The organism is Acidovorax soli (genome assembly GCF_900107605.1).
Classification (GTDB): domain Bacteria; phylum Pseudomonadota; class Gammaproteobacteria; order Burkholderiales; family Burkholderiaceae_C; genus Acidovorax; species Acidovorax soli.
This window is the reverse complement of record NZ_FNQJ01000029.1, coordinates 17,684-39,844: the sequence shown is the minus strand read 5'-3', so window position 1 is coordinate 39,844 and position 22,161 is coordinate 17,684. Positions and strand designations below refer to the sequence as shown.

20 protein-coding genes and 1 pseudogene are annotated in these 22,161 nt (G+C 64.1%); 14 read left to right on the top strand and 7 right to left on the bottom strand.

Annotated features, from left to right (window positions below; translation table 11 throughout):
* Positions 1-175 precede the first annotated feature (175 nt).
* The 11 genes from BLW02_RS15730 to BLW02_RS15680 all read left to right on the top strand — a co-directional run bounded on the left by BLW02_RS15730 (position 176) and on the right by BLW02_RS15680 (position 12,645).
* Positions 176-925: a 16S rRNA pseudouridine(516) synthase gene (locus BLW02_RS15730; RefSeq protein WP_092700064.1), complete on the top strand. Its 750-nt coding sequence runs from the start codon at positions 176-178 to the stop codon at positions 923-925.
* 168 nt (positions 926-1,093) lie between these two features.
* Entirely contained in the window at positions 1,094-2,080 is a 987-nt protein-coding gene (locus BLW02_RS15725) for a YncE family protein (protein ID WP_425285668.1), read from the top strand.
* A 19-nt stretch (positions 2,081-2,099) separates the two neighbouring features.
* A complete protein-coding gene (locus BLW02_RS15720; RefSeq protein ID WP_244273721.1) occupies positions 2,100-2,897 on the top strand; it encodes a polysaccharide deacetylase family protein in 798 nt (265 codons plus the stop codon).
* A gap of 63 nt (positions 2,898-2,960) precedes the next feature.
* Positions 2,961-3,995, top strand: coding sequence for a sterol desaturase family protein (locus BLW02_RS15715; protein ID WP_092700060.1), 1,035 nt, complete (start codon positions 2,961-2,963; stop codon positions 3,993-3,995).
* Positions 3,996-4,042: 47 nt separating this feature from the next.
* On the top strand, positions 4,043-4,960 hold the full coding sequence (locus tag BLW02_RS15710; protein WP_092700054.1) for an EI24 domain-containing protein: 918 nt from the start codon (positions 4,043-4,045) through the stop codon (positions 4,958-4,960).
* Positions 4,957-5,781, top strand: a complete 825-nt coding sequence (locus BLW02_RS15705; RefSeq protein WP_092700052.1) for a competence/damage-inducible protein A — start codon at positions 4,957-4,959, stop codon at positions 5,779-5,781. Before BLW02_RS15710 ends, BLW02_RS15705 begins: the two co-directional genes overlap by 4 nt.
* Positions 5,782-5,948: 167 nt before the next feature.
* Entirely contained in the window at positions 5,949-7,364 is a 1,416-nt protein-coding gene (gene glnA / locus BLW02_RS15700; RefSeq protein ID WP_026436822.1) for a type I glutamate--ammonia ligase, read from the top strand.
* 211 nt (positions 7,365-7,575) lie between these two features.
* On the top strand, positions 7,576-8,079 hold the full coding sequence (locus BLW02_RS15695) for a hypothetical protein (protein ID WP_092700050.1): 504 nt from the start codon (positions 7,576-7,578) through the stop codon (positions 8,077-8,079).
* Positions 8,080-8,147: 68 nt separating this feature from the next.
* Positions 8,148-9,170, top strand: coding sequence for a nitrogen regulation protein NR(II) (gene glnL, locus BLW02_RS15690; protein ID WP_092700058.1), 1,023 nt, complete (start codon positions 8,148-8,150; stop codon positions 9,168-9,170).
* A gap of 40 nt (positions 9,171-9,210) precedes the next feature.
* Complete coding sequence (gene ntrC / locus BLW02_RS15685; protein WP_092700048.1) at positions 9,211-10,860, top strand: nitrogen regulation protein NR(I); 1,650 nt, start codon at positions 9,211-9,213, stop codon at positions 10,858-10,860.
* Positions 10,861-11,040: 180 nt separating this feature from the next.
* Complete coding sequence (locus BLW02_RS15680; RefSeq protein ID WP_244273720.1) at positions 11,041-12,645, top strand: ArnT family glycosyltransferase; 1,605 nt, start codon at positions 11,041-11,043, stop codon at positions 12,643-12,645.
* A gap of 44 nt (positions 12,646-12,689) precedes the next feature.
* Here the strand turns inward: BLW02_RS15680 and xth are convergent, their stop codons facing one another.
* Positions 12,690-13,463 carry an exodeoxyribonuclease III gene (xth, locus tag BLW02_RS15675; protein ID WP_092700044.1) on the bottom strand — a complete coding sequence of 258 codons (774 nt, stop codon included), beginning with the start codon at positions 13,461-13,463 and terminating at the stop codon, positions 12,690-12,692.
* A 113-nt stretch (positions 13,464-13,576) separates the two neighbouring features.
* Here xth and BLW02_RS15670 point away from each other — a divergent pair.
* Positions 13,577-13,705 (top strand): annotated as a pseudogene (locus BLW02_RS15670) (TOBE domain-containing protein); the annotation flags it as partial.
* A 4-nt stretch (positions 13,706-13,709) separates the two neighbouring features.
* Here BLW02_RS15670 and BLW02_RS15665 read toward each other — a convergent pair.
* The 5 genes from BLW02_RS15665 to BLW02_RS15645 all read right to left on the bottom strand — a co-directional run bounded on the left by BLW02_RS15665 (position 13,710) and on the right by BLW02_RS15645 (position 18,087).
* Positions 13,710-14,204: a dihydrofolate reductase gene (locus BLW02_RS15665; RefSeq protein ID WP_092700042.1), complete on the bottom strand. Its 495-nt coding sequence runs from the start codon at positions 14,202-14,204 to the stop codon at positions 13,710-13,712.
* Positions 14,204-15,049 carry a thymidylate synthase gene (locus BLW02_RS15660; RefSeq protein ID WP_092700039.1) on the bottom strand — a complete coding sequence of 282 codons (846 nt, stop codon included), beginning with the start codon at positions 15,047-15,049 and terminating at the stop codon, positions 14,204-14,206. Before BLW02_RS15660 ends, BLW02_RS15665 begins: the two co-directional genes overlap by 1 nt.
* A gap of 87 nt (positions 15,050-15,136) precedes the next feature.
* Positions 15,137-16,210: a metallophosphoesterase gene (locus tag BLW02_RS15655; RefSeq protein WP_092700037.1), complete on the bottom strand. Its 1,074-nt coding sequence runs from the start codon at positions 16,208-16,210 to the stop codon at positions 15,137-15,139.
* The gene (locus tag BLW02_RS15650) at positions 16,207-17,628 is read right to left on the bottom strand and encodes an FAD-binding oxidoreductase (protein WP_092700035.1); all 1,422 of its coding nucleotides are present in this window, start codon (positions 17,626-17,628) and stop codon (positions 16,207-16,209) included. Before BLW02_RS15650 ends, BLW02_RS15655 begins: the two co-directional genes overlap by 4 nt.
* 48 nt (positions 17,629-17,676) lie before the next feature.
* On the bottom strand, positions 17,677-18,087 hold the full coding sequence (locus tag BLW02_RS15645) for a DUF2069 domain-containing protein (RefSeq protein WP_092700033.1): 411 nt from the start codon (positions 18,085-18,087) through the stop codon (positions 17,677-17,679).
* Positions 18,088-18,231: 144 nt separating this feature from the next.
* Here BLW02_RS15645 and BLW02_RS15640 point away from each other — a divergent pair, with 144 nt between their 5' ends.
* Together BLW02_RS15640 and BLW02_RS15635 are read left to right on the top strand one after the other, a co-directional pair.
* A complete protein-coding gene (locus tag BLW02_RS15640) occupies positions 18,232-19,482 on the top strand; it encodes a YihY family inner membrane protein (protein ID WP_092700031.1) in 1,251 nt (416 codons plus the stop codon).
* Between the two features lie 422 nt (positions 19,483-19,904).
* Positions 19,905-21,290, top strand: coding sequence for an FAD-binding oxidoreductase (locus BLW02_RS15635; RefSeq protein ID WP_092700029.1), 1,386 nt, complete (start codon positions 19,905-19,907; stop codon positions 21,288-21,290).
* Between the two features lie 60 nt (positions 21,291-21,350).
* On the opposite strand, the gene BLW02_RS15630 is transcribed toward BLW02_RS15635, so the two are convergent.
* A complete protein-coding gene (locus tag BLW02_RS15630) occupies positions 21,351-22,160 on the bottom strand; it encodes an alpha/beta fold hydrolase (protein ID WP_092700027.1) in 810 nt (269 codons plus the stop codon).
* Between the last annotated feature and the right edge of the window lies 1 nt (position 22,161).

The window sequence follows — 22,161 nt, the reverse complement described above, 5'->3', positions numbered from 1 at the left end:
GGACAGTGAAACGACTTTGCGCCGATGATAGTGCGGGTTCCCGTGTGAAAGTAGGTCATCGTCAGGCTCTTACAGCCCAGTAACGCCCCGCTCAAATTTTGAGTGGGGCGTTTCTGCTTGCGGGCAGCAAACATATGCGTGTCTTATGGAGGCGGGAAACTGTCCGCACACGGTAATGCAACTTCAAGATATTTTGTATTCACAAGGGTTTGGTACCCGTCGTGTTTGTGCGGGCCTGGTTCAGCATGGCTGGGTGGAGACGGCACGCCTGGATCAAGGCGCTTCTTTTAGCCCCTGTACGGATGCGTCGCTGGATTTCGATACCGCTGATCTGCGTTTGCGGATTCAAGGTGTGGAGTGGCAGTACCACGCCAAAGCGTATGTGATGCTGCACAAGCCTGCAGGCACCGAATGCTCGCAGAAACCGTCCACTTACCCCAGTATCTACACCTTGCTACCAGCGCCACTGCGGCAGAGACCTTGCAAGAGTGCTATCCAAGGTGTGCAGGCAGTCGGTCGTCTTGACCAAGACACGACGGGTCTGCTGTTGCTCAGTGACGATGGGCAATTCATTCATCGCATGAGTTCGCCAAAAAAGCATGTCCCGAAGGTATACCGGGTAACGGCCAAGCATCCGGTGGACGAATTGCAAATTGCAAAATTGCTGGAAGGCGTGGTGCTCGACGATGATCCCAAACCCGTGCGGGCCGCTGCGTGCACCGTCGTGGACAGCCATAGCCTTGATCTCACCCTGACGGAAGGCAAGTACCACCAGGTCAAGCGCATGCTGGCTGCTGTGGGCAATCGGGTGGAGCAATTGCATCGCTCGCGCATTGGAGCGCTGGATCTTCCCTCTGATCTTGCACCCGGTCAGTGGAAATGGTTGTCGGATGAGGATTTGTTGAGGCTGACCTCCTTGCCTTGAACTCGTGTCTGCAGGACAACGTCAGGTGAGACGGTCATTTCGTTTGCTGGTTTTCTGCCGAGGTTGCCCAATTCATGCGTGGCCAGTACGCGCATTTTTTACGCCTTGGGTTGAATACATGGGGTTGCGCAGCGCTAAACTTCCTCGCAGCTTTGAAAGTGGGTTCCTGTGAAGATTTTTTCTTATGTGTGCGGTTGCGCCACGTTGGCATGGTTCACCTTGTCTTTCGCCCATGCTGCAACGCCTGCCCCTCCCCCTGTTTTTGTCCTGAATTCGCTGGAGGCCAATGTCAGCGTGATCGATCCTGTGACCTGGACTGAAACCGTGCGGATTCCCACAGGAAAGGAGCCGCACCATCTGTACCTGACCCCGGACGAAAAATCGCTGATTGTTGCCAATGCCCTGGGCGACACCCTGACCTTTGTGGATCCGAGAACGGCGCAGGTGCAGCGCACGGTCCGGGGCATCGTCGATCCCTACCATCTGCGCTTCACGCCCGACATGAAGTGGCTCATCACGGCGGCCAACCGGCTCAATCATGTGGACTTTTACCGTTGGGACGGAAGCGAGCCTGTGCTGGTGAAACGCGTGGCCACGTCTCGCACACCCAGCCATATGTGGATAGACAGCCGCAGCGCCACGGTTTATGTGTCGATGCAGGACAGCGATGAGCTCGTAGCGATGGACATCGCAACGCAAACGATCAAATGGCGTACGAAAACGGGTGCCATGCCCGCAGATGTGTATGGCAGCGGTGACGATCGGCGTCTTTTTGTCGGGCTGACGGGCAGCGACGGCGTCGAGGTGTTCGATATTTCCGGGCGCGAGCCGCGCAGCATCAAAAAAATCACCACCGGCAATGGCGCCCATGCGTTCCGTGCTGCGGGAGATGGCCGCCACCTCTATGTCAGCAACCGCGTGGCCAATTCCATCAGCAAGATCGACATGGGCACGCAAGAAGTGGTAGCAACCTATCCCGTGCCAGGAGGGCCCGACTGCATGGATGTGTCGGCCGACGGCCGCTGGATTTATGTGAGCTCGCGCTGGGCGCGCAAGCTTTCGGTGGTGGATACCCAGGCCGGCAAGGTGGTGCGGCAAGTGGCCGTGGGGAAATCGCCCCATGGCGTATGGACCTTGCAGCACGCACCGCGGTGACGTGATGTGCGGCGTGGTCATGCGGTGGTTGGGAAGGGCGTTGAATGCCTCTATTTTGATAGCTTTTAGCGCTTTACCTATAAACGCCAACGCTCAAAATGACTGCAAAAAACCGCTCTATCTCACCTTCGACACGGGCCACATGGAGGTGGCTCCATTGATTGCGGATGTGCTGCAACGCCAGCAGGTAAAGGTGACCTTTTTTGCCGCGCAGGAACCCACCAAGCAGGGCGATGGCAGTCTCGGATCGCACTGGGCTGCATGGTGGCGCGCCCGGGGGGGCGAAGGCCACGCCTTTGCCTCCCACACCTGGAACCACGTTTACTGGCGTGCCGACCTGGGCGATGCGGCCGCGCCTGCGTTTCGCGTGCGACCCTCGGCCGGTCCGCGCCAGGGACAGGAGTTCACCATGGGGGCGCCAGAGTATTGCGAAGAGCTGGCCCGTGCCGCGGATCGGCTGCAGGCCCTCACGGGCCAGAAGCCATTGCCCCTGTTTCGGGCACCGGGTGGCAAGACATCGCCCCAGCTGCTCGCCAGTGCCAAGGCGTGCGGCTACACCCATGTGGGCTGGGCGCCGGCGGGGTTTCTGGGGGATGAGTTGCCCAGCGAAAAATTCAGCAATGACGCACTGCTGCGCAAGGCCCTGCAAGGCATACGCAGTGGAGACATCCTGATGGCGCATCTGGGCATCTGGTCACGCAAGGACGCTTGGGCCCCTGCTGTGCTGGAGCCCTTGATCGTGGGCCTGAAGGCGAAGGGTTTTTGTTTTCGCACCTTGCGGGAGCACCCGGATTACGCGCTCGGGCAGGTGCGCTGACCTGGGCGCTGTCGCAGCATTTGCTCAGAACCATGCGCAGAACAACTACTGAGGGGTGAAATGATGGAGTGGTGGGCCGATGCCTTCGATGGGGTGCAGCAGGGCTTGTTCGAGTCCACGCTGCAGCCTTTGCTCTTTGCGTTGGGACTGGGCAATCTGCTGGAAAACGGGTACGAGGCCACGGGCTGGCTGCTGGTGGGCCTGCTTCAGCTCGTGGTCATTGTGGCGGTATTCGGTCCCTTGCAGCGCTGGCGTCCCGTGGAGCCCATCACCGACCGGGCGACCATTCGTACCGACATGCTCTACACCTTGCTGCACCGGCTGGGGCTGTTTCGGGTGCTTCTGTTCTTTGCCATTGCCCCATTGATGGACATGCTGTTTGGCGCGCTCCGGGTGGTCGGTATCAGCACGCTGCAGCTCGATGGCCTGTGGCCCGGGGTGACGGACATGCCATGGGTCAGCCTGCTGCTTTATCTGGTGGTTTTCGACTTCGTGGACTACTGGTTGCACCGGGGTCAGCACCATTTCGAGTGGTGGTGGCGGCTGCACTCCCTGCACCATGCGCAGCGCCAGATGACCATGTGGAGCGACAACCGCAACCACCTGCTCGACGACGTGCTCCGAGACACGCTTCTCGTGATCGTTGCACAGGCCATCGGTGTCGCACCGGGGCAATTCATTGCCATCGTGGCGATCACGCAGCTCAGCGAGAGTTTCCAGCACGCCAACCTGCGCATCTGGTTTGGCCGCTGGGGTGAACGGCTGTGGATCAGTCCCCGGTTTCATCGTCGGCACCACGCCATTGGTTTTGGTCACGAAACCATGCCTGCGTTGCCGCCATCCACCCCGCGGGCCGACACGGCCCAAGGTCAGCTGCCGCCCGCGGTGCGCAAGGAGGTGTTGGGCGGGCATAACTTCGGCGTGCTGTTGCCGTGGTGGGACATGTTGTTTGGCACCGCTGATTTCGATCTCCGATACGATCCCACGGGTGTCAGGGACCAGGTGGAGCCCGATCCGCAGGGCCGCCTGCGCGACTACGGCAGGGGTTTCTGGTCACAGCAATGGCTCGGCCTGCTGCGGCTGGTCGGAAAGGCCTGAATCCGCGTTCAGACCACCGGTTGAACCGATTTTTGGGCAGTCAAGGTATGCTTGCCAACATGGGACTCCTGGTCGATTCTTTCTGGCGCGCGGCGGTGTATTGCCTGCGCCCCCGTGTGATCCTGCTGTCGATGGTGCCATTGCTGCTGATCGGGGTTTTGGGTGGCGCCTTGGGCTATTTCTATTGGGATGGCGCTGTACGGGGCATGCGTACATTGCTGGAGTCTTCGGCGCTGCTGGCAACCCTCTGGGGCTGGCTGCATGCCTGGGGCATCGGCGACGCGACTGCGGTGATGGCGCCGCTCCTGGTGATTCTGGCCGCCACGCCGGTGCTGGTCATGATCTCTCTGCTGGCGGTCGCCCTGCTGACGACGCCCGCCCTGGTCACCCTGGTCGCACAGCGTCGGTTTCCCCATCTTGAGCGCAAGCAGGGCGGCTCTTTCTGGGCCAGCGCCATGTGGTCATTGGGCTCCACCTTGTTGGCGCTGATTGCCCTGGTGGTGTCGGTGCCGCTGTGGCTGGTGCCACCCTTGGTGCTCGTGCTGCCGCCGCTGATCTGGGGTTGGCTGAGCTACCGCGTCATGGCGTTCGATGCCTTGGCCGAGCATGCCAGCAAGGAAGAGCGGCGGGAGATTCTGCGCAGCCACCGAGCCCGCCTGCTGGGAATCGGTGTGTTGACCGGCTATCTGGGCGCAGCGCCCAGCCTCGTATGGGCGTCCGGAGTGGTTTTTGCTGCTGCATTTTTCATACTGGTGCCGCTGGCGATCTGGATCTACACACTCGTTTTTGCCTTCTCGTCCCTGTGGTTTGCCCACTATTGCCTTGCCGCTTTGGAGCGCCTGCGATCCGAGGGCCGTGCGCCGTCGCCTCCGGCGGCGTCTGGCGGAGGTCAGGCTGCCCTGGCCATTGCCGCCACGCCGGATGCGCCCCCCGGCACCTTCATTTCGGAGCACAAATTGCCATGAGTTCGCATATCGGTCTGATCATCGTGGGTGACGAAATTCTTTCCGGCAAGCGTGCCGACAAGCACATGCCCAAGGTGATCGAGTTGCTGTCTGCGCGCGGGCTGGCCTTGTCCTATGCCGACTATGTGGGCGACAGCCCCGAGCGCATCACCAGCACCTTGCGGCGTGCATTCTCTACGGCCGATATCGTTTTCTCGTGCGGCGGCATCGGCGCCACGCCCGATGACCACACGCGCCAGTGCGCGGCGCGGGCGCTGGGTGTTGGGCTGATGCTGCACCCGCAGGCCGAGATCCTGATCCGGGAACGCATGCAAGACACCGCACGCGAGCAGGGCGTGCCCTACGAGGCAGACCGGCCAGACAACGTTCAGCGGCTCAACATGGGCGTGTTTCCAGAAGGTGCGCGCATCGTGCCCAACCCCTACAACAAGATCCCAGGCTTCAGCTGCCATGGAACCGGCGGCGGGGCCGTGCATTTTGTGCCAGGCTTTCCGGTGATGGCGTGGCCCATGATCGAATGGGTCCTGGACCACGAATACCCGCATCTTTTCAATCGGTCCCCCCAGACAGAGCAGTCCGTCATTGTCTTTGGCGCCATGGAGGCGGCGTTGACGCCGCTGATGGAGCGCATCGAGCTGAAGCACCCCGGAATCCGGGTCTTCAGCCTGCCCAGCGTCGATCATCCACAATATGGGCGCCACATAGAATTGGGCGTGAAGGGGCCTGTTGCAGCGGTTCCCGCCGCTTGGGCGGACTTGCAAGCAGAATTGCACAATGTTGGTGCAAATTGTGGCCCCGAATTGGTGCGAAATTTGCGTTGAGCGTATTGCGAATGCTGATGCGCACATTTTTGGTGATGCTGCGTGCCGAGGATTCTTGGGTTTTGCCCTGAATGCTCCGTCCGAGTGCAGGCATTGCACTTGCCTGGCACGCAAACTGCTTTTCGTTTGGCAGATTTTTTAACAAGCGCTTTACCCAGGAGAACCTGATGGCCAAGACCGTTGCAGACGTGATGAAGCTGGTGAAGGAAAACGAAGTCAAATTCGTGGATTTCCGCTTTACCGATACCCGTGGCAAGCAGCACCACACCACGGTGCCCGTCTCGCATTTTGACGAAGACAAGTTCGTTTCGGGCCATGCCTTTGATGGCTCTTCGATTGCCGGATGGAAGGGCATCGAAGCCTCCGACATGCAGCTGATTCCTGATCCGAATTCGGCCAATATCGATCCGTTTTTCGAAGAAACGACGCTGATCCTGACCTGCGACGTGATCGAGCCCAGCGATGGCAAGTCGTATGACCGCGACCCCCGTTCGGTTGCCAAGCGCGCCGAAGCCTATCTCAAGGCCTCTGGCCTGGGCGATACCGCATTCTTTGGTCCCGAGCCCGAATTCTTCATTTTCGATGGCGTGCGTTGGAGCACCGAACCCAACCATACCTTCTACGAAATCGAAGAGTACGAAGCACCCTGGAACACCGGCTCCAAGCTCGAAGGCGGCAACCGCGGCCACCGTCCCACCCTCAAGGGCGGCTACTTCCCCGTGCCGCCCGTCGACAGCACGCAGGACATGCGCGCCGAGATGTCGCTGATTCTCGAATCCCTGGGCATTCCGGTCGAAGTGTTCCACCACGAAGTGGCGGGTGCCGGCCAGAACGAAATCGGCACGCGTTTCAGCACCCTGGTCGAGCGCGCCGACTGGACCATGCTGCAAAAGTATGTGATCCACAACGTGGCCAACGCCTACGGCAAGACCGCCACCTTCATGCCCAAGCCCTACCATGGTGACAACGGTTCCGGCATGCACGTTCACCAGTCGGTCTGGAAGGATGGCAAGAACCTGTTTGCGGGCGACGGCTACGCCGGTCTGTCGGACTTCGCGCTGTACTACATCGGCGGCATCATCAAGCACGCCCGTGCACTGAACGCCATCACCAACCCCGGCACCAACAGCTACAAGCGCCTGGTGCCGCACTTCGAAGCGCCGGTGAAGCTGGCCTACTCGGCCAAGAACCGTTCCGCCTCGATCCGCATTCCTTACGTGGCCAACCCCAAGGGCCGCCGCGTGGAAGCCCGCTTCCCCGATCCACTGATGAACCCCTACCTGGGCTTTGCTGCCCTGCTGATGGCGGGTCTGGACGGCGTGGAAAACAAGATCCATCCCGGCGAAGCTGCCACCAAGGATCTGTACCATCTGCCTCCCGAAGAGGACAAGCTGGTGCCCACCGTGTGCCACAGCCTCGACCAGGCGCTGGAAGCGCTGGACAAGGATCGCGGCTTCCTGACCAAGGGCGGCGTGTTTTCTGACAGCATGATCGACGCCTACATTGACCTGAAGATGGGTGAAGTCACGCGTTTTCGCATGGCGGTTCATCCGGTCGAGTACGACATGTACTACTCGCTGTAATCGCCTGCCCGCAGGCCATTGCATCCCAAGGCGGCGCGAGCCGCCTTTTTTCTTGGAGCGGGTGATGCCAGAGGGCATGAGCGGGAGCTCCGCCTTCATCGGTGGCATCCTTCCGCAATAGCCCGTGGGTCAGCGGGTGGTGAATTGGCGATGTATTGTGATTAGGGGATACTCAACAGCACACCCCTGCATTGCATGTGCGAGAGACCTCATGAATAAATCGCTCACTATCCTCCTGGTTTTTACCGTCATGGCGCCCGCGGCCTGGGCTCAAGACCGCATCTACCGTTGCGGCAATGAATACACCAATAACGCCGCCCAGGCCAAGGAGCGCGGCTGCAAGCTGGTCGAAGGCGGCAATGTGACGGTGGTGCAGGGCAGCCGCCCCAAGACTTCGGGCGCTGTCACGCCGACCACCACCACGGCCTCACCGGCCGGAGCACCACGCGTGGACAACAACGATCAGCGCGCCCGCGATGCCGATGCCCGTGCCATTCTGGAGTCCGAGCTGCGCAAGGCCGAGGCACGCCACGCCGAGCTGCTGAAGGAATACAACGACGGCGCGCCCGTGCGCAGTGCGCTGGAGCTGCGCAATCCCCAGGTTTACATGGAGCGCACGGCCGAACTCAAGGCGAGTGTTGCGCGCAGCGAGAGCGACCTGGCCGGAATTCGGCGCGAACTGGCCCGCCTCGCCCCCGCCACCAGTGCGAAGTAAACAGGGTGGAGCGCTCGGTGCATGATTCACGGGTGGCAGAAACGGAGCGCTTTCACTCGCTGGACCTCATGTCCACCCTGGTGGCGGTGCTGCGCTCGGACGGTGCCGTGCAGTTTGCCAATGCGGCCCTGGAAAACACGCTGGGCCTGTCGCGGCGCACGCTGGAAGGCGTGGATTTTTCAACCTTTTTTACCGACCCCACCTTGCTGCAGATGGCATTGTCCGGTGCGCGTGGCAAGGATTTTGCCGCGCTGCGTTACGAGGCCAGCTTGAAGCGCCTGCACCAGGACCCTGTGCCCGTGCATGTCAATGTGGCCGATGCCGAACAGGTGGGTGAAATCCTGGTGGAGCTGTGGCCGCTGGAGCAACATGCCCGCCAGGACCGTGAAGAGCGATTGCTGGACCAGGCCCAGGCCAACAAGGAGCTGATCCGCAATCTGGCCCACGAGATCAAGAATCCCCTGGGTGGTATTCGGGGCGCTGCGCAATTGCTGGAGATGGAGCTCGAAAGCCGCGAGCTCCACGAATACACCCAGGTCATCATCCATGAGGCCGATCGCCTGCAAAGCCTGGTGGACCGGCTGCTGGCGCCGCACCGGCACCCGCATCTGGTGGGTGACGTGAACATCCACGAGGTGTGCGAGCGCGTGCGTTCGCTGGTGCTGGTGGAGCATCCGCAGGGCCTGAAGGTGCTGCGCGATTACGACACCTCGATCCCCGAGTTTCGCGGCGACCGTGCCCAGCTCATCCAGGCCTTGCTGAACATCGTGCAGAACGCCGCGCAGGCACTGGCAGAACGCATTGCGGCGGGCGATGCTGTGATCACGCTGCGCACCCGCGTGGCCCGCCAGGTCACGTTTGGCCGCCAGCGCTATCGGCTGGCATTGGAATTGCATGTCATCGACAACGGACCGGGCGTACCCGATGCCATCAAAGAGCGGATTTTTTACCCGCTGGTGTCGGGACGGGACGGGGGATCAGGGCTGGGGCTCACGCTGGCGCAAACCTTCGTGCAGCGACACCACGGGTTGATCGAATGCGACAGCGTACCGGGTCGCACCGACTTCCGCATCCTGATTCCCTTGCCCTGAGGTCCCCTGACACGCAACCACAGTGAAGGTGTAAAAACACATGAAGCCGATCTGGATAGTAGATGACGACCCCTCGATCCGCTTCGTCCTGGAAAAGGCGTTGGCCCGCGAGAACCTGCCCACGCGCAGTTTCACGCACCCCCGCGAGGTGCTGGATGCCCTGGCAGATGTCACCGTTGGTGACTCCGCGCGCCAGAGCCCCCAGGTCCTGGTGAGCGACATCCGCATGCCCGGGGGGTCGGGCCTGCAACTGCTGGAAAAAGTGCGCGAACTGCAGCCCGGCCTGCCCGTCATCATCATGACGGCGTACTCCGACCTGGACAGCGCCGTGTCGGCCTTCCAGCGTGGAGCGTTCGAATACCTGCCCAAGCCGTTCGATCTGCCCAAGGCGGTAGAGCTGATCCGTCGCGCGGTCGACGAGAGCCAGCGTGAGGAAGTGACGGAAGAGCGCCAGGCCGAAACACCCGAAATGCTGGGCCAGGCACCCGCGATGCAGGATGTGTTCCGTGCCATCGGCCGGCTCAGCCAGAGCCAGGTCACGGTCCTGATCACGGGCGAATCCGGCTCGGGCAAGGAACTGGTGGCGCGTGCGCTGCACAAGCACTCGCCGGTCGCAGACGGCCCCTTTGTCGCCATCAACACAGCCGCCATCCCCAAGGACCTGCTCGAATCCGAACTCTTCGGCCACGAACGCGGCGCCTTCACCGGCGCACAGACGCAGCGGCGCGGCCGCTTCGAGCAGGCCGAAGGTGGCACGCTGTTTCTCGACGAAATCGGCGACATGCCGTTTGATCTGCAGACGCGCCTGCTGCGCGTGCTGTCGGATGGTCAGTTCTACCGCGTGGGCGGCCATGCGGCCGTGAAGGCCCATGTGCGTGTGATTGCCGCCACCCACCAGAACCTGGAGCAGCGCGTCAAGGAAGGCGGCTTCCGCGAAGACCTGTTCCACCGCCTCAACGTGATTCGCCTGCGCCTGCCCGCGCTGCGCGAGCGGCACGAAGACGTTCCCATGCTCACGCGCCACTTCCTGCAGCAAAGTGCGCGCCAGTTGGGCGTGGAGCCCAAGCGCATTGCCGATTCGGCGCTGGCGCGGCTGGAGCAGTTTGCGTTTCCGGGCAATGTGCGGCAACTGGAGAACATCTGCCATTGGCTCACGGTGATGGCACCTGCCCAGGTGATCTCGCTGCAGGACCTGCCGCCCGAAGTGCTGGAAGCGCCGGTCTACCAGCCGCCCGTGCGGGCCGGTGGGGGCGAACTGTCTGTGGGGAAGATGGCAGCGCCGCTTGCCCCCCTGGTTTCCATGCCGTCATCCGAGATGGTGGAGGGCATGCACCCGGCGGTTGCCGTGCCTGCCGTCGCGCTGGTCCCGGGGGCTTACATGGCGGCAGGTGCAGCGATGTCTGCCCCCGCAGTGTCTTCCTGGCCGGCGGCCGATGCCGATGTCGACGCAACCGCTGCCGCGGACGCCGTGGGTGTCCGCGGCTGGGAGCAGGCACTGGAAGCCGAGGTGCAAACGCTGCTGGCTGGTGGCCAGCCAGACGTGTGGGATGTACTGACGCGGCGTTTCGAGTCGCGCCTGATCCGCACCGCCCTCCTGGCCACCCATGGCCGCCGCATGGAGGCCGCGCAGCGCCTGGGCATTGGGCGTAACACCATTACCCGCAAGATCCAGGAGCTGGGTCTGGAGTGAATCGGGCGCTAACGCCCTTCCACTCTGCACGGGATGCTATTAAAAGTGAATCAACCCGACGATCGCGACGCGCGCGCGGCCATCGGGTTGTTGCATGGGGTGAGGGATTCTTTACAAATCTTCATAAATATTTACAAACAGGCAAAATACCGGGTCGTTCCACAGCTTGCAGGACTCCCGGTGTCTTCTTCCACGCTTGTTTCGTCGCCCTCCACCGTACCTGTACCGGCTGCCCAAGTTTGGGCGCTGCGCTTTCCTGTGCTCGATGGGGCCGGGGTGGCCCTGTTGATGGCGGTATATGGTGCAGTCTGGGTGACCGCCTACTGGATGGCGACGCTGTCGCCGCCGGTGGACAACGTGGAGCAACTGGTCTGGCTGCGTTCGCTGGAGTGGGGCTACTTCAAGCATCCGCCGTTGCCCACATGGGTGCTGGGCGCCACAGCGGCAATTTTCGGCGCCACGGTGGAGCTCACCTACGTGATGGGCGCGCTGTTCACCCTCGGGGCGCTGGCGTTGTTCTGGCGCCAACTGCGCGCCATGCGTGGTGGTCGTTACGCGACGCTCGCCCTGCTGGCGGCGTTGTGCATTACCTTCTACTGCGGCCGCGTCTACTACTACAACCACAACGTGGTGATGATGCTGTGGGTATCGCTAGCGGCGGGCCTGAGCTGGCGGCTCACCTGGCGGCCCTCGCTGCTGGGCTGGGTGGCGATGGGCGTGGTCGCGGGGCTGGGCATGCTGGCCAAGTATCAATTCATCGTCGCGTTGGCCGTTGTGGGCATCTGGTGGCTGCGCCTGCGCGGCTGGCGCCACCTCGTCCATCGGGTGGGCGCGCCGTTGGCGGCGGCGGTGGCCTTGCTGGTTTGCGCGCCCCACCTGCACTGGCTGGCAACGCACGACTGGATGCCTCTCGGCTATGCCAACGCCAGCTCCCTGGGCCATGACCTGAGCCTGCCCCATCGCTTGCTCCATACGGCGCAGTTCTCGGCCGACTGGTTGCTCAACCGCGCCCTGCCGGCCTGGCTGGTGCTGGGCTGTGCCGTGTGGTGGGCACGGCGCCAGGGAGAGGCGCCCCAGCGGGGCGAGGAGGCGGCGCCTGGCGCCGGCTACGCCCAGCTGTCACGCCAGTTCCTGCTGCTGTGGGGCTTTTTGCCGCTCGCCCTGATGGCGCTGATGGGGGTAGTCGGCGGCGCCAAGCTGCATCTCCATTGGGGCACGGCGTTCATGCTGTGGAGCGTGCCGGCGGTGATGGAGTGGTTGGCCGCGCGCGCGGCCTGGACCTCCCTGCGCACCGTGCGGGCGGCGTGGGCGGGGTTCGCAGTGGTGCAGGCGCTGCTCATGGCGCAGTCGTGGATGGCCTTGCCCCGGGGGCCGCGCGGCTACAAATCCGACCACACCGACTACTTCCCCTCCGAGCGCGTGGCCGACATCATTGCTCGGCAGGCGCATGCGGTGCTGGGCGGTCCCATCGACATCGTCAGTGGCCAGCAGGCGCTGGCGGGCGCGGTTGCCGTGCGATTGGCCGAACGGCCGCGCGTTCTGATCCTGGGTGAGCTCAAGTACAGCCCGTGGATTCAGCCCGAAGAGCTGGAAACCGCACGCGTGATCGAAGTATTTTCCGCCCCCGGCAAGCTGCCGCTAGGCGCTTACCGCGCCGTGGGCCAACTGGCATGGCGGCCCGGAGTGTCGGCGCTGTCCATGCGCGACCAGGGTGACTGGCTGCGCGCGTCGCAGGAAGAGGCAGTGGACGAGCCCGAGGGGCTGGACGCGTCCGACCGCCGCTGAGCGGCCGAAGACGAAGCGGCGCCGCTCAGAGCGTGCTTACGCTCTTACAGTGTCACGACCACCGGTGCGTGGTCGCTGGGCTGCGGGTTCTTGCGCGGGGCACGGTCCACCACGCAGGCGGTCACGGTGGGCTTGAGGGCATCGCTGACCAGAATGTGGTCGATGCGCAGGCCCCGGTTCTTCTGGAAGCCCAGCATGCGGTAATCCCACCATGAGTAGCTTTTTTCGGGCTGCTCGAACAGGCGAAACGCGTCGGTCAGGCCCAGGGCCAGCAGGGCCTGGAAGTGGTTGCGCTCTTCGGAGGTGTGGTGAATGGTCTCGCGCAGGCCCACGGGGTCGTAGGAGTCGCGGTCTTCCGGCGCCACGTTGAAGTCGCCCACCAGCATCAGGCGGGGGTGGGCCGCCATCTCGGCACGCACCATGTCCTGCAGGGCCTGCAGCCAGCGCATCTTGTAGGCGAATTTTTCCGAACCTGGCTCCTGGCCGTTCACGAAATAGCCGTTGAGCAGGCGCAGGGGGCCCGTCGGTGTATCCAGCGTGGCCGCGATCACGCGGGCCTGCTCATCCCCGAACCCGGGGATGTTGCGCACCACATCGCGCAGCGGGTGGCGGCTCAGGATCGCAACGCCGTTGTAGGTCTTTTGCCCGAATGCCACGGTTTCATAGCCAGCCTCTTTCAGCGCATCGTGCGGAAACTTGTCGTCGGTGAGCTTGAGTTCCTGCAGGCATAGCGCATCGACCGGATGGGCGGCCAGCCAGGCCAGCACCTGGGGCAGGCGCACGCTGAGGGAGTTGATGTTCCAGGTGGCGATCTGCATCGTTGATTCTCTATGGGAAGCAGTGAAGGTGCGCCATTGTCGTCTGGCCGCACTCAGCTTGGGCAGTGCCGTGCCAGCTGGGATGGTTGCGGATTTCTCCGATTGCCCGCACTCTGCGCGGTGGCGGCTCGGTGGGGGCCATCGTCACCCACGGCAGTTGCATGGAGCTGGGGCTGGCCGTGGGCGGCACGGCTACGGCGATCTTCAAGGCGTCCAGCGTGATCGTCGGTGCTCCGGCGTAGGCGTTCAGCCCCGGCGCTCGTAGCGCACAAAGGCGAACGGCAGGCCGCTGGCGCTGGTGTGTTCTTTGCGCGTGGTTTCCAGCCATTCGGGGCCGAGTTCGGGGGCGTAGGCGTCGCCGTCGAAGCGCTGCGCGATTGCGGTCACTTCCACGCGGTGGGCCAGGGGCAGGGCCTGGGCGTAGATCTGCGCGCCGCCGATCACCCACACGGTGGTGGGATTGGATTGCTCTGCTATTTGCAGCGCCTCGTGCAGGTCGGACGCACGCTGAGCGCCGACTTCACTCCAGTCCGGTTGGCGCGTGACGACGATGTTGCTGCGCCCCGGCAGTGGGCGGAACCGCGGCGGGAGCGAGTCCCAGGTCTTTCGCCCCATGATGACGGGGCTGCCCTGCGTGAGCTGCTTGAAATGCGCCAGGTCTTCGGGCAGGTGCCAGGGCATGGTGCCGTCCTTGCCGATGACACCGTTGTTGGCGCAGGCGTAGATGAGGGCGATTTCCATCACACCGCCACCGGTGCCTTGATGGCGGGGTGGCACTGGTAGTCCAGCACTTCAAAATCTTCGTACTGGTAGTCGAAGATGCTGTCGGGCCGGCGTTGGATGCGCAGCGTGGGGTAGGGGTAGGGCGCGCGCGCCAGTTGCGTCTGCACCTGCTCGGTGTGGTTGCTGTAGATGTGGCAGTCGCCGCCGGTCCAGATGAAGTCGCCCACCTCCAGATCGCATTGCTGCGCCACCATGTGCGTGAGCAGGGCGTATGACGCAATGTTGAAAGGCACGCCGAGGAAGATGTCGGCGCTGCGCTGGTAGAGCTGGCAGCTCAAGGTGCCTTTGCCGCCGGGCGTGGTGGCCGGTGCCACGTAGAACTGGAAGAAGGCATGGCAGGGCATGAGGGCCATCTTGGAAAGCTCGGCCACGTTCCAGCTGCTCACGATGATGCGGCGCGAATCGGGGTTGGTCCTGAGGGTGTCTATCACCTGGCTGATCTGGTCGATGTGGCCGCCATCGGGGGTGGGCCAGCTGCGCCACTGCACGCCATACACCGGGCCGAGGTCGCCATCGGCGCGCGCCCATTCGTCCCAGATCGTGACACCGCGCTCTTTCAGCCACAGGTTGCTGCTGGAGCCGGTGAGAAACCACAGCAGTTCCACGATGATGGATTTGAGGTGCACCTTCTTGGTGGTGACCAGCGGAAAACCCTCGCGCAGGTCAAAGCGCATCTGGTGGCCAAACACGCTCTTGGTGCCCGTGCCCGTGCGGTCGCCTTTGTCCACGCCGTGCGTGAACACATGGCGCATGAAATCTTCGTATTGCGAACGGACGGGGCGCAGGTGAGGGGTAGAAGTCATGGAGTAAAAACTGGCATTTGACAAGCGGCGGCCCGCAGTGGCGCCGAGCCCGGTAGTGTGCCACCGATGGCCGGGCGGCCCCTGGGTCTAGGCGTCAAACCCTGTGGTGCCCACCTCTGTGCCATCTTCGAACAGCAGCGTGCGCTCGGGCCAGCGCAGTGCGGCCAGCCGGTATTGCGGGTCGTGGGGCGTGCCGGCCTGGCGGGCACGCCAGCGTCCGCCGACCGAGTAGTCCACGCAAAACACGTTGTGGCGCTGGCCGTGCCAGGCAAAGGGCGGGATATGGCCGAACAGGCCGGCTTCTTCGGGCGTCAAGCTGCCCAGGGTTTCGGGCGCGGCCACGACGGGGCGCCGCCAGTAGTGGCCCACCACCACGGGGGTGGCGTCGGTGTAGCTGTCCCACCAGGCCATGCGTTCGACAAAGCGCCATTTGCCGCCGGCAACAAAGGGATCGGTGCCCTGGCGCTCGACCCCCGAGGTCAGCACCTTCAGGGGGTTGAGCATGGCCTTGAGCAGCTCGTTGTCGGCATGGGCCTGCAGAAAGGGCGGCTTGTGCTGCGGGTCTTCGAGATCGTGCGGCCATTGCTGGCGTTCGGCCGCCATGCGCCGGGCGAGCGTGCCGTCCTGGGCCTGGCGGCGTACCTCGGCTTCCCAGTGGTCGTATTCGCTGCGGACGCTGCCGGGCGGCAACTGGCGTGCGGCGGCGATCTGGCCTGGCAGCCATGCGGCGTGCACGATGCGCAGGTCTGGCCGTTCCAGCGCCACTGGCAGGGGGCTTAAAAAGGCGACGATGGCCGCGCGCTCGCCGGCCGTGGGGCGCGCAAAGGGCGCGTATTTGTCGTGGTCGGAGGCCAGGCGCGCATCAAAGTACCAGCCGGCGCCGTCCTTGGCGTCGTTGCGCAGCAGGTTGATCTCGTGGTTGCCGATCACGGCCACCGCGCGGCCGCTGGCCATCAGCTGCGCCACACGCATCAGCACGGCGGGGCTGTCGGGGCCCCGGTCGCAGAAGTCGCCCACAAAGACCAGTGTGCGGCCACCCGGGTGCCGGCCCTGGGCGTCGTAGCCCAGGTGGGACAGCAACTGTTCCAGCGCATCGATTTCGCCGTGGATGTCGCCGACGATGTCGAGTGCCCCCGAGGGCAGTGCCTGGATGAGACTCATGCGGCGCCCAGTACACGCCCCGGGTTCATGATGCCCTGCGGATCCAGCGCCGCCTTGATGGCGCGCATCATCGCCAGCGCCGTGGGCGACTGGTATTTCTCCAGCTTCTCCACCTTGAGCGCGCCAATGCCGTGTTCGGCCGAGAACGAGCCACCGAACTGCGCCACGGCTTCGTAGACGAGGTGGTTCACCCGGTCTTCCTGCTCGCGCAGGAAAGCCTTGGCGTCGCCGCCCTCGGGGGCCTGTACGTTGTAGTGCAGGTTGCCGTCACCGAGGTGGCCGAAGTTGACCAGGCGCACGCCCGGGATCTCGCGCACCATCAGCGCGTCGGCGTATTCGACAAATGCCGGAATGCGCGAAATGGGCACCGAAATGTCGTGCTTGATGTTCAGCCCCTCTTCGGCTTGCGCCAGCGGAATGCTTTCGCGGATATGCCACAGGTTGTGCGCCTGCGCGAGGTTTTCGGCCACCACGGCGTCGGTCACACAGCCGGCCTCGAAAGCCGTTTCGAGCAGCGCCTCGAAGCGCGCGCGGGCGTGGTCCTCGGATTCGCTGTCCGAGTTTTCCAGCAGCACGCCGTAGGGCACGTCTTCCTGGTCGATGAAGGGCACGCGCAGCTGCGGCATGTGCTTGTCCACCAGGCCCAGGGCGAAGCGCCCCATCACCTCGAAGCCCGTGAGCCCTGCACCGAGGTACTGGTGCGCCAGGCCCAGCAGCGCCACGGCATGTTCCATCGAGGGCACGGCGGCCCAGGCGGTGAGCTGCGCTGCGGGCTTGGGATACAGCTTGAGCGTCGCGGCGGTGATGACGCCCAGCGTGCCTTCGCTGCCAACAAACAGGTTGCGCAGGTCGTAGCCCGTGTTGTCCTTGCGCAAGCCCTTGAGGCCGTTCCACACCTCGCCCTGGGGTGTGACCACTTCCAGGCCCAGGCACAGGTCGCGGGCGTTGCCGTAGCGCACCACCTGCGTGCCGCCGGCATTGGTGCCCAGGTTGCCGCCAATGGTGCAACTGCCCTCGGCCGCCAGCGACAGGGGGAATAAAAGTCCCGCCTTGTCGGCCGCGTCCTGCACGTTCTGCAGGATGCAGCCGGCCTCCACCGTGAGGGTTAGATTGTCCTTGTCGAGGTCGCGCACGGCGTTCATGCGGGTGAGGCTCAGCACCACCTGGGTGCCCGACAGATCAGGCGTCGAGCCCACGGCCAGGCCGGTGTTGCCGCCCTGCGGCACGATGGCGGTGCCCGCGGCGGCGCAGGCGCGCACCACGGCCGCCACCTCATCGGTGCTGCCCGGGCGCACCACGGCCAGCGCCTTGCCGCGCTCGCGGCGGCGCCAGTCTTGTTCCCAGGCGCTCAGGTCGCCGTCGGTCAGAACATGGGCGGCACCCACAATGCGCCGCAAGGTGTCGAGCAGGGTGGACATGGAGATGGCTCTTTCAATGGAACAGTGAGGGGTGCAGTGAGGGAGTTATCAAGGCGCGAGGGCTGCCGGGTCGGCGTTGGCCTGGGCCCGGGCGTTGCGCTGGCGCAGCCGTATATGCAGCGTGCAGGCCGTGAACAGCACCACGCACAGCACGATCTCGCCCATCGCCAGCCAGGAGCCGGGGCGGGCGTCGCCCCAGGCGCGTACCACGCCTTCGATGAAATACAGCCAGATCACCAGGCTGACCCAGCGGTAGGTGTACATGCGGTTCTTGAGGATGCCGGCCAGCGGAATGCACAGCGGCAGCGCCTTGAGCGCCAGCCACGAGCCGCCGGGACGCAGCGGGGCCAGTACCAGCTCCCAGGCCAGGCACAGGGCGATCAGCGCCAGCAGGCTGCCCGCGGCGAGCCAGCGGGTGGCGGCAACGGCGTTGTCAGGAGAGGGGCGGGATGAATTCATGGAATAGGTGGTCGGGATGGGGCGGCGCGGATTGCGCTCAAGCCAGACGGTTGGGGCCACAATGCACGCTCGATCCCAGCACAAATCGGCAGCGTCCATGCAGCGTTTTCTCATCCACCTGGCGGCCCCAGGATCATATCGGCCATGTCCTTGACCCCACAGACCGTGGTCCAGCGCCTGCAGGCGCTGCTGACCGAGCTGTCGCACTTTCCCTGGAAAACCACCGCCCAGACGCTGCGCGAGCGCTTTCGTGAAGACCGCCTGGGCCTGACCGCCAGCAGCCTTACGTTCACCACCGTGCTGGCCCTGGTGCCGTTTGTGACGGTGGCGCTGGCCGTGTTCACGGCGTTTCCCATCTTCGGCAAGCTGCAGGAGGTGCTGCAGCGCTGGCTGGTGGACAGCCTGGTGCCCGACAGCATCTCGCGCCAGGTGCTGGGCTACCTCACGCAGTTCGCGGCCCAGGCCAGCCGGCTGGGGGTGGCGGGCTTCAGCATTTTGCTGGTGACGGCGCTGGCGTTGATCCTGACCATCGACCGCACCCTCAACAACATCTGGCGCGTGCGGCGCCTGCGGCCGCTGGGCCAGCGGGTGTTGATCTATTGGGCCGCGATCACGCTGGGGCCGGTGGCGCTGGGCGCCAGCCTGGCGCTCACCTCGTATGTGATGTCGGCCTCGGGCGGGCTGGTGCGGGCCGTACCCGACGGCGTGCGCCTGCTGTTCGACTCCATAGAGTTCTTCGTGCTGGCAGCCGGCATGGCGGCGCTTTACCACTATGTTCCCAACACGCCCGTGAAGTGGCGCCACGCCTGGGCTGGCGGCCTGTTCGTGGCCGTGTGCATCGAGCTGGCCAAGAAGGTACTGGCCATCTACCTGGGCAAGGTTCCGACCTATTCGGTGGTGTATGGCACTTTTGCCACGCTGCCCATTTTGCTGGTCTGGATCTATGTGGCCTGGGTCATCGTGCTGCTGGGGGCGGTGGTGGTGGCCTATCTGCCCAGCCTGCTGGCCGGTGTGGCGCGGCGCGGCAAGGTGCCGGGCTGGACCTTTCAGCTGGCGGTGGAGGTGCTGCAGGAGCTGCAGCGCGCGCGCCGCCACATCGGCAAAGGCCTGCGTGCCAGCCAGCTGGCGCAACTGCTGCGCGTGGATGTGCTGCAGCTTGCGCCGGTGCTCGACGCCCTGACGGCGCTCGACTGGGTGGGGCGCACCAGCGACCCGGCGCAAAGCGCTGCCGACGACCCCGAGCCGCGCTATGTGCTGCTGGCCGACCCCGGCACCACCCTGCTGGAGCCCCTGCTGCAACGCCTGCTGCTCGACCGCACCGACCGCCTGGAGCCACTGTGGGGCAGCGCCGGGCTGGCGCAGTTGCATCTGTCGGATGTGCTTCCAAAAGAATAGCTGCTAGCGTTTATGGAAAAAGCGCCGGATGGCGATGGAGCCGTGTATTCCGCTGCGAAGTGCGCGGCTGTCCGGTAAAGGTGTTCTGCGTCGTTGCGCCGGCCTGGCCAGCCCATCGTGGCACTGCCGGGTGCATCCAGCTGCCGTTTCACGGGTTTCTGCAGGCCTTGCTGGCGGCGCTTGAACAATGGGTGCTGGCTCGCAGATTGCATTTTTGAAAAATGACCAATGAACCTGTTGAGCAGGAACTGGTAAATCAAGTAAGTCTTTATTCCAGATGGCGGATTGCCTTGCAAGGACTGCGGCGTAGTGCTAAACCGCACCAGCGGTAAATTTCTCACGCAACTGATCAGGAGCGACCGGTCGGTCTTTCTCCATCCTTTGTGCAAGGGGCGAATTCAGCCGCAGCGAAGGAGAAGGTCATGAAAAATTTGCAAACCCAGCAGGTGCGGGCGTTGAAAGAGGGGCTTCAGGGTCCGGTGATTCTTCCGGATGACTATGCCTACGAAGCCGCGCGCAAGGTCTGGAACGCGATGATCGACAAGCACCCTGCAGCCATCGTCTGCTGCACGACCACCGCGGATGTGGTGCATGCGGTGAATTTTGCGCGCGACCAGGGCTTGCCGCTGGCCGTGCGCGGCGGTGGTCACAACATTGCCGGTAGCGCGCTGTGCAACGACGGCATCGTCATCGATCTGTCGGAGATGCGGGCGGCGCAGGTGGATGCCGACGCGCGCCGCATCACCATCGAAGGCGGTGCCACACTGGCGGATTTTGATGCCGCCACACAGGTCCACGGTCTGGCGACGCCGCTGGGCATCAACTCCACTACCGGCGTCGCCGGCCTCACGTTGGGCGGCGGCTTCGGCTGGCTCAGCCGCAAATACGGCATGACCATCGACAACCTGGAATCGGCCGAAGTGGTGACGGCGGCGGGCGAGGTGCTGCACGCCAGCGCCGCCGAGCATCCAGACCTGTTCTGGGCGCTGCGCGGCGGCAGCGGCAATTTCGGTGTGGTGACGCGCTTCGAGTTCCGCTTGCATCCCGTCGGCCCGGATCTCTTGGCTGGGCTGATCGTGTTTCCGATTGCCGAGGCAAAACGGGTGCTGCAGCAGTACCGCGAATTCATGGACAAGGCACCTGACGAATTGTCGGTCTGGGTTGTTCTGCGCAAGGCGCCGCCGCTGCCGTTCCTGCCCGAAAGCGTCCACGGCAAAGAGGTGGTCGTGCTGGCTCTGCTGTACGCCGGCGACCCGGTGCAGGGAAAAGCGCTGGTCGAGCCGCTGTACCGCTTTGGCACACCGGCTGGCTCCCATGTCGACGTGATGCCCTATGCGGCCTGGCAAAAAGCCTTTGATCCGCTGCTCACGCCCGGTGCACGCAACTACTGGAAGTCACACAATTTCTCGGAACTCAAGGACGGATTGTTCGATGCCGTCATCGACTACATCGCCAGCTTGCCGTCCTCCCAGTGCGAGATATTTTTCGGTGCCATTGGCGGCGCCACCACCGAGCCTGCGCCCGATGCCACCGCCTATGCCCACCGGGATGCCCGCTTCGTCATGAATGTTCACGGCCGCTGGGACGACTCGGCCGATGACGCGCGCGGCATGGGCTGGGCGCGCGACTTCTTCAAGGCCTCGGCGCCCTATGCCAGCGGCGGTGTTTATGTCAATTTTCTGACCGACGATGAGAGCGACCGGGTGAAGGCGGCCTATGGCCAGAACTACGAGCGGCTGGCGCAGATCAAGCGCCAGTACGACCCCGCCAACCTGTTCAGCACCAACCAGAATATCCGACCCGCCTGAACGCGATCCCCGCTGGGGCAGGGCGGAAAAAACTGTTCTGGAATCAAACAGGCGGCATGCTCATGCGTTCAAAAAATCCCGGATGGCCGTCAGCGTGCCGTCGGGGGCCTCCGTCATCTGGTTGTGCCCCACGGGCAGGCTGACCACCTGCACGGTCTTGCCGGCGGTGCGGGCCATGGCGATCAGGCCTTGTGCGGCTTTGGGAGCGGTCATCTGGTCTTGCGCACCCAGTGCAAACAGCACCGGGCACTGCACTTGCGCCATGGCCTGCTCGCCGTGGGCATAGCTGTCGCAGGCCACGAAGCCCCGGTGGAACAGGTTGACCTCGCGGTTGCTGCGCAGCACCTTGCGGCCCAGCGCCATGCCGGCGCCAAACACCCAGAAGCCCGCACCAGAGGGCGGTGCCAGCGTGCTGCGCGAGAACACATTGACCATGCGCAGCGCCTTCTCGGGCGCATTCAACGCCGATTCGATGAGCGCGGGTGACACCTTCATGGGGTAGGCCGTGCCCACCAGCACCAGGTGGCTCACGCGCGGGCCCAGTTGGGCCGCCGCTTCCAGCGCGATCAGCGAGCCCCAGCTGTGGCCCACCAGCGCGGCGCGTTCAATGCCCAGGGCGTCGAGCAGCGCCGCCACAAAGGCAGCGCCTTGCTCCACGCTGGCCGGGGCATCGCCACCGCTGCGGCAATGGCCGGGCAGGTCCACGGCCAGCACGTTCCAGCCGTGATGGGCCATGTAGCGGCTTTGCAGGGCCCACACGCTGTGGTCGTTGAGCACGCCGTGGATGAAGACCACCGTGGGCTTGGCCGCATCGAAGGCTTTGCCGCCGGTGTAGCAATAAATCGGGGCGCCGTTGATTGGGATATGCATG

Coding starts and splice junctions, on each gene's coding strand:
- BLW02_RS15730 (WP_092700064.1), top strand. CDS start 176: ATGCAACTTCAAGATATTTTGTATTCACAAGGGTTTGGTACCCGTCGT.
- BLW02_RS15720 (WP_244273721.1), top strand. CDS start 2,100: ATGCGGTGGTTGGGAAGGGCGTTGAATGCCTCTATTTTGATAGCTTTT.
- BLW02_RS15715 (WP_092700060.1), top strand. CDS start 2,961: ATGGAGTGGTGGGCCGATGCCTTCGATGGGGTGCAGCAGGGCTTGTTC.
- BLW02_RS15710 (WP_092700054.1), top strand. CDS start 4,043: ATGCTTGCCAACATGGGACTCCTGGTCGATTCTTTCTGGCGCGCGGCG.
- BLW02_RS15705 (WP_092700052.1), top strand. CDS start 4,957: ATGAGTTCGCATATCGGTCTGATCATCGTGGGTGACGAAATTCTTTCC.
- glnA (WP_026436822.1), top strand. CDS start 5,949: ATGGCCAAGACCGTTGCAGACGTGATGAAGCTGGTGAAGGAAAACGAA.
- BLW02_RS15695 (WP_092700050.1), top strand. CDS start 7,576: ATGAATAAATCGCTCACTATCCTCCTGGTTTTTACCGTCATGGCGCCC.
- glnL (WP_092700058.1), top strand. CDS start 8,148: ATGTCCACCCTGGTGGCGGTGCTGCGCTCGGACGGTGCCGTGCAGTTT.
- ntrC (WP_092700048.1), top strand. CDS start 9,211: ATGAAGCCGATCTGGATAGTAGATGACGACCCCTCGATCCGCTTCGTC.
- xth (WP_092700044.1), bottom strand. CDS start 13,463: ATGCAGATCGCCACCTGGAACATCAACTCCCTCAGCGTGCGCCTGCCC.
- BLW02_RS15665 (WP_092700042.1), bottom strand. CDS start 14,204: ATGGAAATCGCCCTCATCTACGCCTGCGCCAACAACGGTGTCATCGGC.
- BLW02_RS15660 (WP_092700039.1), bottom strand. CDS start 15,049: ATGACTTCTACCCCTCACCTGCGCCCCGTCCGTTCGCAATACGAAGAT.
- BLW02_RS15655 (WP_092700037.1), bottom strand. CDS start 16,210: ATGAGTCTCATCCAGGCACTGCCCTCGGGGGCACTCGACATCGTCGGC.
- BLW02_RS15650 (WP_092700035.1), bottom strand. CDS start 17,628: ATGTCCACCCTGCTCGACACCTTGCGGCGCATTGTGGGTGCCGCCCAT.
- BLW02_RS15645 (WP_092700033.1), bottom strand. CDS start 18,087: ATGAATTCATCCCGCCCCTCTCCTGACAACGCCGTTGCCGCCACCCGC.
- BLW02_RS15640 (WP_092700031.1), top strand. CDS start 18,232: ATGTCCTTGACCCCACAGACCGTGGTCCAGCGCCTGCAGGCGCTGCTG.
- BLW02_RS15635 (WP_092700029.1), top strand. CDS start 19,905: ATGAAAAATTTGCAAACCCAGCAGGTGCGGGCGTTGAAAGAGGGGCTT.
- BLW02_RS15630 (WP_092700027.1), bottom strand. CDS start 22,160: ATGCATATCCCAATCAACGGCGCCCCGATTTATTGCTACACCGGCGGC.